At 52.4% G+C, this 14,073-nt stretch carries 15 protein-coding genes; 9 read left to right on the forward strand and 6 right to left on the reverse strand.

Annotated features, from left to right (window positions below; all coding sequences use genetic code 11):
• From ACJY2G_RS09010 to ACJY2G_RS09020, 3 genes are read right to left on the reverse strand one after another with little or no spacing between them, the layout of a single operon-like run.
• On the reverse strand, positions 1 to 687 hold the full coding sequence (locus ACJY2G_RS09010) for a response regulator (RefSeq protein WP_430319308.1): 687 nt from the start codon (positions 685 to 687) through the stop codon (positions 1 to 3).
• Entirely contained in the window at positions 687 to 2,339 is a 1,653-nt protein-coding gene (locus ACJY2G_RS09015; RefSeq protein ID WP_430319160.1) for an ATP-binding protein, read from the reverse strand. Before ACJY2G_RS09015 ends, ACJY2G_RS09010 begins: the two co-directional genes overlap by 1 nt.
• Positions 2,221 to 2,598 carry a hypothetical protein gene (locus ACJY2G_RS09020; protein WP_430319316.1) on the reverse strand — a complete coding sequence of 126 codons (378 nt, stop codon included), beginning with the start codon at positions 2,596 to 2,598 and terminating at the stop codon, positions 2,221 to 2,223. Before ACJY2G_RS09020 ends, ACJY2G_RS09015 begins: the two co-directional genes overlap by 119 nt.
• A gap of 109 nt (positions 2,599 to 2,707) precedes the next feature.
• Here ACJY2G_RS09020 and ACJY2G_RS09025 point away from each other — a divergent pair, with 109 nt between their 5' ends.
• From ACJY2G_RS09025 to citG, 8 genes are read left to right on the forward strand one after another with little or no spacing between them, the layout of a single operon-like run.
• Positions 2,708 to 4,072, forward strand: coding sequence for a 2-hydroxycarboxylate transporter family protein (locus ACJY2G_RS09025; protein ID WP_120161342.1), 1,365 nt, complete (start codon positions 2,708 to 2,710; stop codon positions 4,070 to 4,072).
• A gap of 34 nt (positions 4,073 to 4,106) precedes the next feature.
• The gene (locus tag ACJY2G_RS09030; protein ID WP_430319161.1) at positions 4,107 to 4,994 is read left to right on the forward strand and encodes a fumarylacetoacetate hydrolase family protein; all 888 of its coding nucleotides are present in this window, start codon (positions 4,107 to 4,109) and stop codon (positions 4,992 to 4,994) included.
• Complete coding sequence (gene citC, locus ACJY2G_RS09035; protein ID WP_439291664.1) at positions 4,981 to 6,075, forward strand: [citrate (pro-3S)-lyase] ligase; 1,095 nt, start codon at positions 4,981 to 4,983, stop codon at positions 6,073 to 6,075. The genes ACJY2G_RS09030 and citC overlap by 14 nt, the downstream gene beginning before the upstream one ends.
• A 15-nt stretch (positions 6,076 to 6,090) precedes the next feature.
• Positions 6,091 to 6,381 (forward strand): citrate lyase acyl carrier protein, encoded by a 291-nt coding sequence (gene citD / locus ACJY2G_RS09040; RefSeq protein WP_439291665.1) that lies wholly within the window; start codon positions 6,091 to 6,093, stop codon positions 6,379 to 6,381.
• Complete coding sequence (gene citE / locus ACJY2G_RS09045) at positions 6,378 to 7,253, forward strand: citrate (pro-3S)-lyase subunit beta (RefSeq protein ID WP_112289880.1); 876 nt, start codon at positions 6,378 to 6,380, stop codon at positions 7,251 to 7,253. The genes citD and citE overlap by 4 nt, the downstream gene beginning before the upstream one ends.
• A gap of 30 nt (positions 7,254 to 7,283) precedes the next feature.
• Positions 7,284 to 8,810 carry a citrate lyase subunit alpha gene (gene citF, locus ACJY2G_RS09050; RefSeq protein ID WP_120161336.1) on the forward strand — a complete coding sequence of 509 codons (1,527 nt, stop codon included), beginning with the start codon at positions 7,284 to 7,286 and terminating at the stop codon, positions 8,808 to 8,810.
• Positions 8,810 to 9,349: a citrate lyase holo-[acyl-carrier protein] synthase gene (gene citX, locus ACJY2G_RS09055; RefSeq protein WP_430319163.1), complete on the forward strand. Its 540-nt coding sequence runs from the start codon at positions 8,810 to 8,812 to the stop codon at positions 9,347 to 9,349. The genes citF and citX overlap by 1 nt, the downstream gene beginning before the upstream one ends.
• Entirely contained in the window at positions 9,327 to 10,166 is an 840-nt protein-coding gene (citG, locus tag ACJY2G_RS09060; protein WP_430319164.1) for a triphosphoribosyl-dephospho-CoA synthase CitG, read from the forward strand. The genes citX and citG overlap by 23 nt, the downstream gene beginning before the upstream one ends.
• A gap of 91 nt (positions 10,167 to 10,257) precedes the next feature.
• Here citG and ACJY2G_RS09065 read toward each other — a convergent pair whose 3' ends face one another.
• Both ACJY2G_RS09065 and ACJY2G_RS09070 read right to left on the reverse strand, forming a co-directional pair.
• Positions 10,258 to 10,692: a DUF805 domain-containing protein gene (locus ACJY2G_RS09065; protein ID WP_439291666.1), complete on the reverse strand. Its 435-nt coding sequence runs from the start codon at positions 10,690 to 10,692 to the stop codon at positions 10,258 to 10,260.
• A gap of 105 nt (positions 10,693 to 10,797) precedes the next feature.
• Complete coding sequence (locus ACJY2G_RS09070; RefSeq protein ID WP_120161329.1) at positions 10,798 to 11,868, reverse strand: LacI family DNA-binding transcriptional regulator; 1,071 nt, start codon at positions 11,866 to 11,868, stop codon at positions 10,798 to 10,800.
• 278 nt (positions 11,869 to 12,146) lie between these two features.
• Between ACJY2G_RS09070 and ACJY2G_RS09075 the strand changes: the two genes are divergently transcribed.
• Positions 12,147 to 13,403 (forward strand): maltoporin, encoded by a 1,257-nt coding sequence (locus ACJY2G_RS09075; protein ID WP_112289868.1) that lies wholly within the window; start codon positions 12,147 to 12,149, stop codon positions 13,401 to 13,403.
• A 319-nt stretch (positions 13,404 to 13,722) separates the two neighbouring features.
• On the opposite strand, the gene ACJY2G_RS09080 is transcribed toward ACJY2G_RS09075, so the two are convergent.
• Positions 13,723 to 14,040, reverse strand: coding sequence for a glucose PTS transporter subunit EIIB (locus tag ACJY2G_RS09080; RefSeq protein WP_112289867.1), 318 nt, complete (start codon positions 14,038 to 14,040; stop codon positions 13,723 to 13,725).
• Positions 14,041 to 14,073: the final 33 nt, after the last annotated feature.

Genomic DNA, 14,073 nt, shown 5'->3' on the forward strand with positions numbered 1-14,073 from the left:
CTACGCCCGCCGGTACATCCGGCGGGGATGGCCAATTTTCCCGTACAGCATTTCGACTTTCAAATCCCCTTTCTGCACACAATGTTCAAGATAGCGCCGGGCGGTGGTTTTACTCAAACCGGTTTCACTGACCACTTCATCCACTGAATAGCAACGCCCGCCCTCCTGGATAAAGATGCCTTCAACCAGATTCAGCGTATTTTCCTCGATGCCTTTATTGCCTGCTTTCTGTGTAAAATCCTTCGCCTGTAGCTGGTAAAGACTGTCGACGTTTTGCTGGTCCACCACTTTCCAGGCACGCTGTGTCTGGCTGAACTGAATAAAACGCTCCAGCGATTGTTGCAGCCGGTTCCACGACACAGGCTTTAAAATATAATCAAAAGCCCCGCAGCGGATCGCCTGACTGCATGTGTTCATGTCACTGGCCGCAGTAATAAAGATTACCGAACAGTGGGTCTTTTTAAGCAGATCATTTTCAATTAACGAAATGCCCTGACCGTCAGGTAAATAGTTATCCAGCAGCAGGAGCTGCGGTCGTCTTGCTTCTATAAGCTCTCTGGCTTCCCGCAACGTTGTTGCTACACCCGCCAGTCTCAGCCAGGGATGATTGTCTATAAGTTCGGCATAAAGCTGTGCCAGCCGGTTTTCATCTTCCACAATCATTACGTCAATTATTTCAGCTTGCATCATTTACTCACTTCCGTATTTTCCGGTTGAAGGTACTCTGCTGTATGACCTGGAACTCCGTTACCGTTGGGGATAAAAACAGAGAAAACAGCACCGGTTGGCGGATTGTCGGAAACCTCAATACTGCCACCAGCATGGCTGACATAGCTGGCGACCAGATGCAGCCCCAGGCCGTGATCCCCTTCCGGCTTTGAAGTTACCCCCATCGAAAATATGTCTTCCCGCCGTTCCTGCGTAATACCCACTCCGTGATCTGCCACTTCGATCACCAGTTCATCTTTGCTGCAAACGATATACACCTCGACCGGCCCTGCCTCGCTACCGCGCAGCAACGTAGCTTCAATGGCGTTATCCAACAGATTTCCGATAACTGACATCAGCTCAGTTTCACTCAGTGCTGCCGGCAACCGGGTTATCTCACAGGCCGGGTCAAACTCCAGCACGACGCCCTTTTCACGGGCACGGGCATATTTGCCCAGAAGTAATCCGCACAGTCTGGGTGAGCAAAAACGCGCCGAGACAAAATCCAGTATTTCCTGTGCATTTTCTGATTGCGCCTCGATGTAGCGTATGGCCTCATCGTAACGCCCCATATGCAACAAACCCGCGAGCGTCGCCGTCCAGTTAAGCTGTTCATGGCGCATGATGCGCAGGTTATCGGCATAACGTTGCACCTGACTGAGCTGGATGCTGAGCCGGTCGATATCGCTGCAATCGCGGAAAGTAATCACCCAACCCTGCAGCTGATTTTCCAGCATGATCCGCACCCGGCTGGCGATCACCGTCAGGTTATTGAACAGGCAAATTTCATCGTGAATATCTTTTTCCAGCATCACCTGCGGAGTGAAAAAGCCGACCGGAACGATGACCTGCTGAAGCGGGAGACCGCGCAATTCACGCGACGGCGCCTCAAGATTGAGTAATTTTTTGGCTGCCTGGTTGATCACAGCCACGCGAAACTGGTCATCAATGGCGATCACGCCTTCGTAGATAGACTCCATCAGGGCTTTTTGCTGACGCACCAGCAGACCGATGTCGCGCGGTTCCAGCGAGAACATCTGCTTTTTGATCGAGCGGGAGAAAAACCAGGAGAAGGTAAACAATGCCACCAGCAAAGTGACCGCCGCCAGTAAAATGCTGATCACTTTCTCGAGGGTCAGGCTATTAATGTGGCTGGTCAGATACCCGACCGAGACGATACCTATCACCTGATTTTCAGCATTGCGGATGGGTGCTTTGCTGCGCAATGACAATCCGGCGCCTCCCAGCCTGATAGTGGTGGTACTTTTACCGGCCAGCACCTCTTTGTTATCCCCGCCGATCAGCGTTGACCCCAGCCTGCCGGCATCGATGGAGTGAAACAGATGCATCGCTTTCCCGTCGCCGATCACCATATAACTGGCATCACTGTGTGCAGAGACATTCCTCATTAAATGGTTAATTGCTGAAATATCCTTATTTTCAACTGCGTTTATTAATGAGGGAATAAGTGCAATTTCGTCTGCCTGAACTTTTGCACGAATACCCATATCTTCATACAACTGTCTCTGAATATCCTGATAGTAATAAATACCCACTATCGAAAACAGCGCCATAAATAACATAACAAGATAAGTAAAAAGTTTTATCTGAAAAGAAGGCCGAAACCGCATCAGGCAACCTGTAAACAAACAGTGATATAAATAACAGTGCAGGGATATTATCACCGGGCGGTATTCCAGTCAGAGTGGAGAATAAAAGTTGCGAGGCGTGCCGCAGAACATCGCCCGCCAAAGCAAGCCGCGGGTGGCGAGATACATAATTCACAACAGTTATTTCACCATAAATTAACAGCAATATTATAATTACAAATAACACCATAAAAACCACGAAAAATAAACTCAGCCACTTTATGAATTTAATTAAAACCATAAAAACCTTTCACTCCTTTAAAATACCGTTTCTAATTTGCGGCACCTCACATATTAGCGGGCATTATCTCTCTTACACTCCCTGCACAAATTGACACAGGGGATTCATCATGAGTACAACCGACGACACCTATTCTGTTCCCGCGGGATCTTCACCCGCAAAACAGCTCTCATTAAAAGAAAAATGGTGGCATATTCTCGACACCTGGAAGATCGGCATTATTCCACTGCCTTTATTTGTCATGGCTGGCGTGCTGATCGCCATTGATTGCCTTGATGGAAAACTGCCCAGCGATATTGTGGTGATGGTCGCTACTTTAGCGTTCTTTGGTTTCGCCTGCGGTGAGTTCGGTAAGCGTCTGCCTTTCATCGGCAAGATGGGCGCGGCGGCGATTTGCGCCACCTTTATCCCTTCCGCACTGGTCTATTACGGCCTGCTGCCGGACGTTGTGGTGGAATCCACCACTAAGTTCTATAAAAGCACCAACATTCTTTACCTCTATATCTGCTGCATTATCGTCGGCAGCATTATGAGCATGGATCGCAAAGTGCTGATCCAGGGTTTCATGCGCATCTTCTTCCCGATGCTGTGCGGTGAAGTGGTCGGCATGTTAACCGGCATGGGCGTTGGCCTGGCGCTGGGCATGGAACCCTTCCAGATTTTCTTCTTCCTGATCCTGCCGATTATGGCCGGGGGCGTCGGTGAAGGGGCTATCCCGCTTTCCATCGGTTACGCAGCATTACTGCATATGGATCAGGGTGTGGCGCTGGGTCGCATTCTGCCAATCGTCATGCTGGGTGGTCTGACCGCTATCGTTATTTCCGGTTCACTCAATCAGTTAGGTAAACGCTATCCGCATCTGACCGGCGAGGGCCAGCTGATGCCGACGTCCAAAAATGCCACCGCTGACAGCAGCAAACTGAGCAGCACCGGCGGTAAAGTTGATGTCACCACCATTGCCGCAGGCGCGTTACTGGCCGTTCTGCTTTATATGGTGGGCATGCTGTTACACAAACTGATTGGTCTTCCTGCACCTGTCGGCATGCTGTTTGCAGCGGTTGCGCTGAAACTGGCGCACGGCGTTTCACCACGCCTGCTGGAAGGTTCTCAGGTGGTTTACAAATTCTTCCAGACATCTGTTACCTATCCGATTCTGTTCGCCGTGGGTGTGGCAATCACACCGTGGAATGAACTGGTCGCCGCATTCACCCTTTCTAATCTTTTGGTCATCGTCAGCACCGTTGCGGCGCTGGTTGCGACCGGTTTCTTCGTCGGCAAGAAAATTGGTATGCACCCGATTGATGTTGCCATTGTCTCCTGCTGCCAGAGCGGTCAGGGCGGAACCGGTGATGTCGCGATCCTGACCGCCGGTAACCGTATGCAACTCATGCCATTTGCGCAAATCGCCACCCGCATCGGCGGCGCGATCAATGTCTCCGTGTCGCTGCTGGTGCTCGGCAACTTCCTCGTCTGAGACTGTGTGAAATCTTTTTAAATCAGGACCTAATATGAAACTGGCAAGCTATCTCTATCAGGGGCGCAAGTCCTACGGCATCGCGACCGACAAAGGCATCATTGACCTTGGTCGTCATCTCGGAAAGCGTTATCCGGATCTCAAAGCCCTGCTGGCGGGCAATGCGCTGTCGCAGGCTCAGGAACTGGCTGCCCTGCCCGCTGATCTGGACTTCGCCGACATTACATTTCTGCCGGTGATTCAGAATCCGGAGAAAATTCTCTGCGTCGGCATGAACTACGCCGAAAAGCGCAAAGAGTTTGATCAGCATAATCCGGCACCGACGCTGTTTGTGCGGTTCGCTGACTCTCAGACAGGTCATGCATCCCCCATCATCAAACCGAGCCGTTCCGTTGAGTTTGACTATGAAGGCGAACTGGCGGTGATTATCGGTTCTGCGGGGGAAAATATCGCACGTGAAGACGCCCTGTCGCATGTCGCCGGATACAGCTGTTACATGGACGGTTCCGCCCGCGACTGGCAGCACACGTGGTTTACCGCCGGTAAAAACTGGCGTCAGACCGGGGCATTTGGACCGTGGATGACCACCGCCGATGAAATCCCCGATCCGCATACGCTGGCAATCCGTACCTGGCTCAACGGCAATATGGTGCAGGACGACAACACCTGCAGCATGATCCACAAAGTGGCTGAACTGATTGAATATATCAGCACCTTTACCTCGCTTCATGCCGGTGACGTGATCATCACAGGTTCACCCGGCGGTGTGGGCAAAAAACGTGTGCCGCCGCTGTTTATGAAACCCGGCGACCGCATTGAAGTGGAAATCGAAAAGATTGGTCATCTGAGCAATGTGATTGTCGCCGCAGACATAAAGGTTGCCCCCCATCGTCACGCGAGCCCGGCTTATGTTCAGTCGTAATACGCCTGACTTTCACGTCATCTCTGTCAGCAAGCCACCAAAAGGCATGCTTGAGGACATTCGTGCCCTGCTTCAGCAAAGTCAGCTGGGCATGGATGATGACATTGAACAGTTTGTGGTGGCCTGTTCAGGCCACCATGTAGTCGGCTGCGCAGGTCTGGTCAGTAACACCATTAAATGCGTCGCCGTCGCGTCCGGCTGGCGCGGTGAAAATCTCAGCGCCAGATTGCTCGGTGAAGTTGAGAACCTGGCGGTTCAGCGCGGTAATTTTCATCTGTTTCTCTATACCCGCCCTACCAATCTGGCGCGTTTTCGCGGCTGCGGATTTTATCCGCTGGTGCAGTGGGATGATGTGGCCGTACTGATGGAAAACACGCCGGTGGGTATCAGTCATTACTGTCGTTCGCTGCAACGTCACCTTCACCACGGTAAGCGTATCGGTGCGGTGGTGATGAATGCTAATCCGTTTACCCTCGGTCACCGTTATCTGGCAGAACAGGCGGCCGCCACTTGTGACTGGCTGCATGTGTTTGTGGTCAGCGAAGACGTGTCGTATTTCCCGTTTCAGGAACGGCTTGAAATGGTGCGTAAGGGCGTCGCGGATTTGCCTAACGTGACCGTACATGCCGGTTCGGAATATCTGATTTCGCGCGCGACCTTCCCCGGTTATTTCCTCAAGGATGCCGGGCTGGTCAATCAGGCATGGAGCGTGATGGATTTGCTGATTTTTCGTCAGTACATCGCTCAGGCATTAGGCATTACCCATCGGTTTATCGGCAGCGAGCCATTTTGTCCGGTCACCCATCAGTACAACTGCGACATGCATGACTGGCTGGAAACGCCGGGCCGCTCTGCCTCACCGCCACTGAGCGTTATCGAATTGCCACGGAAACGCCATGCCAGCGGCAGAGCCATTTCCGCATCCGAAGTGCGCGCATTGCTCAAAACGCAGCAGCTGGCGCGTATACGCGACATCGTTCCGCCCGGCACTTATGCGCACCTGAAACAGCATTATTGCGTCACGGCGGCGGTTGAAACGACGCACGACGACGCACTCACTATTTCACCCTCACTTTGTTAACTGCAGGAAAAACGAATGAAAATTATGAAGGAGGCGCTGGCAGGAACGGTTGAATCCAGCGATTTGCTGGTAAAAATCGCCCCGGCCAGTGAGCTGACGGTGATCATCAACAGTGAAGTCATCAAACAGTTTCGCGACCAAATCCGCAGCGTCGTCAATGAAACACTCAGCGCCCTCGCGGTCACGGAAGGTTTGCTGATTATCGACGACAAGGGCGCGCTTGATTGTGTGATCCGCGCGCGCGTTCAAAGTGCGGTAATGCGTGCTGCACAAGCCGAAGAGATTAACTGGGAGACATTACGATGAAGAAACTGCGCCGCAGTATGCTGTTCCTGCCCGGAGCCAGCGCCGCCATGCTCTCCACCGCGTTTATCTATCGCCCGGACTCCATCATGTTTGATCTCGAAGATGCTGTTTCCCTGCGCGAAAAAGATACCGCACGCATTCTGGTATTTCATGCGCTGCAACACCCGATGTATCGCGATATTGAAACCGTAGTGCGCATTAATCAGCTCAGCACACCATTTGGCCTTAAAGATTTAGAGGCCGTAGTACGCGCGGGCGTGGATGTCGTGCGTTTGCCGAAAACCGATACGCCGGAAGATATCTTTGAGCTGGAAGCACATATAGAGCGCATCGAAAAAGAGTGTGGTCGCGAAGCTGGCTCCACCAAAATTATGGCCGCCATTGAATCGGCCATTGGCGTGATCAATGCCGTGGCGATCGCCCGCTGTTCACCGCGCCTGATCGGCATCGCACTGGCAGCTTTCGATTATGTGATGGATATGCAGACAGAACGCGGCGACGGCACAGAGCTGTTCTATGCCCGTTGCGCCGTGCTGCACGCGGCCCGTGCGGCGGGCATTGATGCCTTCGATGTAGTGTATTCCGACATCAACGATGAAGCCGGTTTCCTGCGCGAAGTCGAACTGATCCGCAAAATGGGCTTCAACGGAAAATCCCTGATCAACCCGCGTCAGATTGAGTTGCTGCATAACGCTTACGCGCCGACCCCGGAAGACGTGGATTACGCGAAACGGGTGATTGCTGCCGCCGAAGAAGGTGAACGCAAAGGGCTGGGGGTGATCTCGCTCAACGGCAAGATGATCGATGGGCCGATCATTAATCACGCGCAGGTAGTGCTGGAACGCGCCAGTGCGTCTGGCGTCCGCCGCTAGCCCTCAAATTTGCACAGGAATATCAATACAATGAGTCATTTCACTGAAATGTTGCACAGCGAATATCCGCAGTTAAAACACCTGGTTGCCTTTGACGGTGCGCACCGGACGACACCTTATCTTTCTGATCCCGATGCCCGTCAGCACCGTAAACTTTGCACTTCACTGGAACAGGCGATTGCCCGCAGCGGCGTGAAAGACGGTATGACCATTTCCTTCCACCACGCGTTTCGTGAAGGCGATCAGGTCATTAATAACGTAGTCGCTATGCTTTCAAAACTCGGCTTTAAAAATCTCACGCTGGCGTCCAGTTCGCTGATGTCCTGCAATGATGCGCTGATCGAACATATCCGCAGCGGCGTCATCAGCCGTATTTACACCTCCGGAATGCGCGGCAAACTGGCTGACGCTATTTCTCACGGACTGATGGAAGAACCGGTACAAATTCACTCGCACGGCGGGCGGGTAAAATTACTACAGGATGGCGAACTGAACATCGATGTCGCATTTCTCGGTGTACCGTGCAGTGACGAATTCGGTAACGCCAACGGCACACACGGAAAATCCTGCTGCGGTTCGCTGGGCTACGCGATGGTCGATGCGCAATTCGCGAAAACCGTCGTGCTGCTGACGGAAGAGCTGGTGCCCTTCCCTAATATGCCCGCCAGCCTGCTACAGGATCAGGTGGATTACATCGTCAAAGTCGATCAGGTCGGTGACCCGGCCAAAATCAGCGTCGGTGCCGCCCGTGTCACCAGCAACCCGCGGGAGCTGATGATTGCCCGCACGGCCGCTGAAGTCATCGAATTTTCAGGCTATTTCAAACCCGGATTTTCGATGCAAACCGGATCCGGCGCAGCGGCCACAGCCTGCACCCGTTTCATGGAAGAAAAAATGGAACGCCACCAGATAACAGCCCGTTTTGCCCTAGGCGGTATCACCGGCAGTCTGGTGGATTTACATGAAAAAGGGCTGATTGAAACGTTGCTCGATACACAATGTTTTGACGGTCAGGCGGCGGCATCGCTCAGCCGTAATCCGCAACACATCGAGATTTCTACCAACGTCTATGCCAATCCGGGAGCCAAGGCGGCGAGTTGCGATCAGCTGGATATCGTTATTCTGAGCGCACTTGAAATCGACACCGGTTTCAATGTCAACGTGATCACCGGTTCCGACGGCGTGATGCGCGGTGCTTCCGGCGGTCATTGCGATGTGGCCAGTGCCGCCAATCTGACCATTGTCGTCGCGCCGTTGCTGCGCAGCCGCATTCCGACGGTCGTCCGTCGGGTCACGACCCGCGTGACACCGGGGGAAAGCATTGATGTGCTGGTGACCGATCACGGTATCGCCGTGAATCCTGCGCGACCGGAGATCCGCCAGCGGCTGGAAGACGCAGGGATGAAAGTGATGGATATCGAAGCGTTATACCAGCGCGCCATTTCTCTGAGCGGTGAGCCGAAACCGATTGAATTCACCGACCGAGTCGTCGGCGTGATCCGCTATCGCGACGGCAGCGTGATCGACGTCGTTCATCAGGTCAGAGAGGACGCATAATGACTACTGTGACGCCTGCACCAGCAGGCGTCAGTCTGGAGGATTTGCTGGCCGCAAAGGAACTGCGCGCCAGACGGCAAACCGACTGGCTGACACAATTCACACAACCGCTGATTTCACTCACGCTGGTGACGCCGGGGCCGGTGAAAGATTCTGTTGCCTGGCGTCAGGTCATGCGCGAAGCACTGCAACAGGCCGAGGTCATGTTGCTTCAACACGGCTGGCCGGTGCTGAAACATCAGGTTTTCTGGCTCCCGACAGGCGCGGAAGCGTTCTGGTGTGTGGAGCATTATGCGCCAGAAGTGAAAGCGGCCACGGTTGAACTGGAACACTCTCACGCACTCGGGCGTTTATGGGATTTCGATGTTATCTGTCCGCAGGCAGGCGTTGTTGGCCGACGTTCGCTGGATAATGCCAGCCGCCGCTGTCTGGTTTGCGATGGCCCCGCCCACGCGTGCGCCCGCTCGCGTAAACATCCGCTATCTGAAGTGATGCTAAAAGTGGAGGCGCTGATTGATGGCTGGCATCGCACACTCTGAACCCCTTTCTGCTGCCTGCATCGCCACGCTGGCGGCTGACGCCCTGCGCAGCGAAGTCTGGCTGACACCGAAACCAGGGCTGGTGGACAGCATCAATAATGGCTCGCACTGTGACATGGATTTGCCGCTTTTTTTACGCAGCATCGGCGCCATCACGCCGTGGCTGTATCAGTTTTACGCTCTCGGTCAGCAGGATTTTTTGCAACCTGCGCAGTCAATGCTGATGCGCATCCGTCCGACCGGGATTGCCTGTGAACAGGCCATGTTCGGTGCCACACAGGGCGTGAATACGCACAAAGGCGGTATTTTTTCGCTGGGACTGTTATGTACAGCGGCTGGCAGGATCAGCGTGCATCGCCAGCTAATGACCCGTCGCGGGATATGTCGCGAAGTGGCTGCCATGACACAAGGGCTGATTGAGCGTGAACTGCAAAGCTGTCGCCAGCCGGTGACGGCGGGTGAACGGCTGTTTGTGGCACACGGCATGACCGGAGCACGCGGCGAAGTGCAGAGCGGATTCCTCACCCTGCGCCGTCACGTTTTACCTTACTGGTATCAGGAAAATAATCCTGAGCGCCGCAGCCTGAATGCCCTGCTGCGTTTGATGGCGTATAACCCTGACACTAATCTGGTGTCGCGCGGTGGTCTGAACGGACTGCTTTTCGTGCAGGATTATGCCCGGCAGTTGCTGAAAAAAGGGTGGCAGAAAGAGGATTTGCAGGAGATGGACAGGCAGCTGATTGCCCGCCATCTCAGCCCCGGCGGCAGTGCTGATTTACTGGCGATTGCCACCGTGCTGATGGCTTTTCCGCCATGAACGCGATGCCAGAAATAAACCTGAGACGTTTGCCGCGCAACTGGCGGCAAACCGTTCTTATTCACTGCGGAACAGGACATCCGGTGTAGCGTTACTCAACAATGCGGGTTTGGGTTGCCGGTGCAGGCTGAGATTTTTGGCAACACAGAAAAACCATCACCAGCAGCGGGATCCAGCCCAGCACAATGCCCAGCGTGATTTTCATCCAGACATACGTTTCCGGTGATGCGTATTCCATCAGGATGGAATTCAGCAGACGCGAGACAATGCCTGCCAGGTAAACACCGCCAAACCACCAGCCGGAGCGGTTAATGTCATGCATGCGCCTGACGCCGACCGCCAGCAGCGGTAATGCCGTCGCCAGTGCAAAAAGGGTATAAGCGACGCCCGCGTAGAAAACGCTGTAAGGATTTCCCACCAGCGTGAACCCCAATGACACACCCATTGTCAGCAAAATAATTATCAGCAAATTGCCCAGCGCAAAGGTCCAGAACTCCTTGCGGCTCGCACGTCCCCGGAAATCCACATATTATTTCCAGCCCTGCACATAACTCTGCCATAACGTCATTGCTTCACTTCCTTTTGCTGTTCAGTCGTCTGCTTAACATAGTCCGGGGATTTAACCGGTTTATCACTGGCCGCGCAACTGCCTGGCCAGAATATCGAGCTGGTCGGCTATCTGATTAAGATCCTTATCCTGCACACCCGGCGCACTGGCAGAGTTTCTTACCACCAGTCTGGCGGGCAGTATTTTGGAAGGCATCCCGTCATTGTTATCAGCCAGCAGATGCTCAACCGCTTCTTTACTTTGCAAATCGAGATCCAGCGATACCGTGGTCAGCGCCGGATGGAAAAACGCACTGTCATACGTATCGTCATAACCCACAATAGAAACCTGCTGCGGGATAGCCACATTGTGCTGATGCAGCGCGCTGATCACGCCCAGCGCCATCTGGTCATTCCCGACAAGTATGGCGGTAAACTGCGGCGTTTCGCGCAGCATCTGTAATGCGCTGTAATAACCACTTTTTGCGCTCCAGTCACCGTGGATCACCGTCACCGGCACAATGCCCTTTTCTGCCAGCGTTTCCTGCCAGCTTTGCAGCCGCAAACGTGAGGAAACCGAATCATCCGGTCCCGCCAGTAAGGCAAATTCCCTGTGTCCCAGATTCAGCAAATATTCCACGCTGGCCCGTGAGCCGTCCGCCGGATTGAAGCAGACATTGAATACCGGACTGGTCGGATCGACATCCAGAAACAGACAAAGAATGTCGCGGTTATTTTCATAAATTCGCTCCGCCTCGGCACTTTCCAGCGGGATATTAATGATGACCTTTTCGACGCGCTGTGATTTCAGCTCGTTAATGGAGTCCTGAATGCTCTGATTGACGTCTTCATCAATCATGGAAATCAGCACCTGATACCCGGCCTGATGAGCATATTTCTTCACAGAAGCGGCAATCTGTGACGGCGCGTGCAATGCCAGCGATGTCGTCACCAGTCCGATGGTAAAGCTCTGTTTTCCAACCAGTTGCTGCGCCAGCCGGTTTGGCACGTAGCGCAATACTTCAATGGCCTGTTCGACCTTCAGACGCGTGGCGTCTGAAACATTGGCCGACTTGTTTAAAACTCGCGACACCGTCTGATACGAAACACCGGCATAGCGGGCAACATCTTCTAATGTCGAACTTTTTGATTTCATTCTTTCCCCAGACCGCAACCCGTGATTTTGCATAATTCTATGATAATCGAGCCAAAGTACGGGATCTCATTTAAAAGTTCAATCCGGACACCCTCCCGTTGCATAAGTTATACGTTAACATTGCATACAATCGTGATTTACATCACTTCAACTTTATATTTAACGCATAAGTTGTAGACATATATCACATTTCACAATATGTAAAATTGATCATTATTGTTTCTGGGTATCTTATACATTTCGTAAATGTGAACGTCATACAATCATAAGGAAAAAAAATGAAACACAACTTACGCACTCTGGCTGTGGCGGTTTCGCTCGCCATCACAGCAGGCCCTGCAATGGCTAATGATATTGATTTTCATGGATATCTGCGTTCGGGGCTGGGGGTTTCTGGCGGTGGCAGTCTTGAGCAATTCCAGAAAAATAAGGTCGGGCGTCTGGGCAACGAAAACGATACATACGGCGAAGTAGAACTGGGCAGCGAAGTCTATAAAAAAGACGATGTGAGTTTTTATGTCGATTCGATGGTCAGCATGGTGTCGGACGGTTCGAATGATGATGAAAGCACCGTCGATGACGATGCACAGTTCGGTCTGCGTCAGCTAAATCTGCAAATCAAAGGGCTGGTGCCGTGGGATAAAGATGCGGTGATCTGGGGCGGCAAACGTTATTACCAGCGCCACGACTTGCATATCATTGATACCAAATACTGGAACATTTCCGGTGCCGGTGCCGGTATTGAAAACCTGAAAATGGGCGAAGGCGCGCTGTCTCTGGCGTGGATCCGCGGCGATGCCAATGACGTGGATTACCGCGTGGATGGCAATAATGACGTGAACATCAACTACATCGACGTACGCTATGCCGGCATCAAACCGTGGAGCGGCGCGTGGATGGAAGTCGGTGCCGACTACGCCATGCCAAACCTGTCGCATGATCAGAAAGAGTACGGCGGCCTTTACGACGCGGATAACGGCGTGATGCTGACCGGCGAAATCAGTCAGGACATGTGGGGCGGCTATAACAAACTGGTGTTGCAGTACGCCAACAAAGGTCTGGCGCAGAACATGATTTCGCAGGGCGGCGGCTGGTACGATATGTGGAACTACACCAATGACGCCACCGGTTATCGTGGCATCATCACCGGCCTTATTCCGATCACCAGCAAGTTCAGTCTCAACCACGTGCTGACGTATGGCCATGCCGAAAACATCACCGATTACACCGACACCACTGAGCTGGTTTCTCTTGTGGGTCGTGCGCAATACCAGTGGACCGATTATGTGCGTACCATCGGCGAAGTCGGTACCTTCTACCAGAAAGATGATTACAAGAACGGTTCGAATTACAAACAAGGCGGTCAGAAATATACGCTGGCAATGGGCCTGGCGGCCGGTCCGGAGTTTATGTCACGCCCTGAACTGCGCGTGTTCGCGTCTTATCTGAATGATTCTGAGCATGGCGATACGTTTGACGACCATACCAAAGCGGATACGTGGAACTTTGGAGTCCAGGTGGAAGCCTGGTGGTAAATTTCCTTCATTCTTGAAGCTGTTGCTGCGTTGGCTGCGTTTACTCACCCGAATCACTGACATGAGTCAGCTCATCGGGATTCGTTCACTTGCCGCCTGGCTACAACTCCAATAATTTTGGAAATGTGAAGTAATATTGTACAAAAAAATATCCTCATTGTGATAAAGCGACAGATAAAAACTTAATTTCTCTTGTAGGGGATCGTTACGTTTTTTCTCCGCACAGCAGCATCATTATTATATTTTATTAAAAGCAGAAACAATAAAGGCAGCCTTGTGTCGGGCTGCCTTTATTTTTGGCGTTATTTAAATAACAGAGTTAATTACTTTTTAAGCCAAACTTCTCAGTCATTAATTTTTTCAGGCTGTCGGACTGTTTGCCAAATATCGCATGTACTTCCTGACCGATAATCACCACGCCAATCGCGCCGGTTTGCTGGATAGCACCGGAATTTACGCGCTTGAGTTCTTTTACCGTTACGCGCAGGCGGGTAATACAGGCATCAACATTAACGATATTATCGCGACCGCCGAGTGCATCAATTAATAACGCTACGTCAGTGGATGGCGGCACTTCATTTTCCGGGGTTTTATTCTTCGCAGAGAATACATGCATAAAGTCTTTAATATTTACCATGATCAACACTCTCTTTCAGGAATGAAAAAAAAC

Source organism: Rahnella sp. ATs2 (genome assembly GCF_051851855.1).
Taxonomy (GTDB): Bacteria; Pseudomonadota; Gammaproteobacteria; order Enterobacterales; family Enterobacteriaceae; genus Rahnella; species Rahnella variigena.

Bases quoted from the DNA above. Each gene is read 5' to 3' on its own strand.
- ACJY2G_RS09020 (WP_430319316.1), bottom strand. From the start codon at position 2,598: ATGGTTTTAATTAAATTCATAAAGTGGCTGAGTTTATTTTTCGTGGTT.
- citE (WP_112289880.1), top strand. From the start codon at position 6,378: ATGAAGAAACTGCGCCGCAGTATGCTGTTCCTGCCCGGAGCCAGCGCC.
- ACJY2G_RS09080 (WP_112289867.1), bottom strand. From the start codon at position 14,040: ATGGTAAATATTAAAGACTTTATGCATGTATTCTCTGCGAAGAATAAA.
- citF (WP_120161336.1), top strand. From the start codon at position 7,284: ATGAGTCATTTCACTGAAATGTTGCACAGCGAATATCCGCAGTTAAAA.
- citX (WP_430319163.1), top strand. From the start codon at position 8,810: ATGACTACTGTGACGCCTGCACCAGCAGGCGTCAGTCTGGAGGATTTG.
- ACJY2G_RS09025 (WP_120161342.1), top strand. From the start codon at position 2,708: ATGAGTACAACCGACGACACCTATTCTGTTCCCGCGGGATCTTCACCC.
- ACJY2G_RS09030 (WP_430319161.1), top strand. From the start codon at position 4,107: ATGAAACTGGCAAGCTATCTCTATCAGGGGCGCAAGTCCTACGGCATC.
- citC (WP_439291664.1), top strand. From the start codon at position 4,981: ATGTTCAGTCGTAATACGCCTGACTTTCACGTCATCTCTGTCAGCAAG.
- ACJY2G_RS09015 (WP_430319160.1), bottom strand. From the start codon at position 2,339: ATGCGGTTTCGGCCTTCTTTTCAGATAAAACTTTTTACTTATCTTGTT.
- ACJY2G_RS09070 (WP_120161329.1), bottom strand. From the start codon at position 11,868: ATGAAATCAAAAAGTTCGACATTAGAAGATGTTGCCCGCTATGCCGGT.
- ACJY2G_RS09010 (WP_430319308.1), bottom strand. From the start codon at position 687: ATGCAAGCTGAAATAATTGACGTAATGATTGTGGAAGATGAAAACCGG.
- ACJY2G_RS09075 (WP_112289868.1), top strand. From the start codon at position 12,147: ATGAAACACAACTTACGCACTCTGGCTGTGGCGGTTTCGCTCGCCATC.
- citG (WP_430319164.1), top strand. From the start codon at position 9,327: ATGGCTGGCATCGCACACTCTGAACCCCTTTCTGCTGCCTGCATCGCC.
- citD (WP_439291665.1), top strand. From the start codon at position 6,091: ATGAAAATTATGAAGGAGGCGCTGGCAGGAACGGTTGAATCCAGCGAT.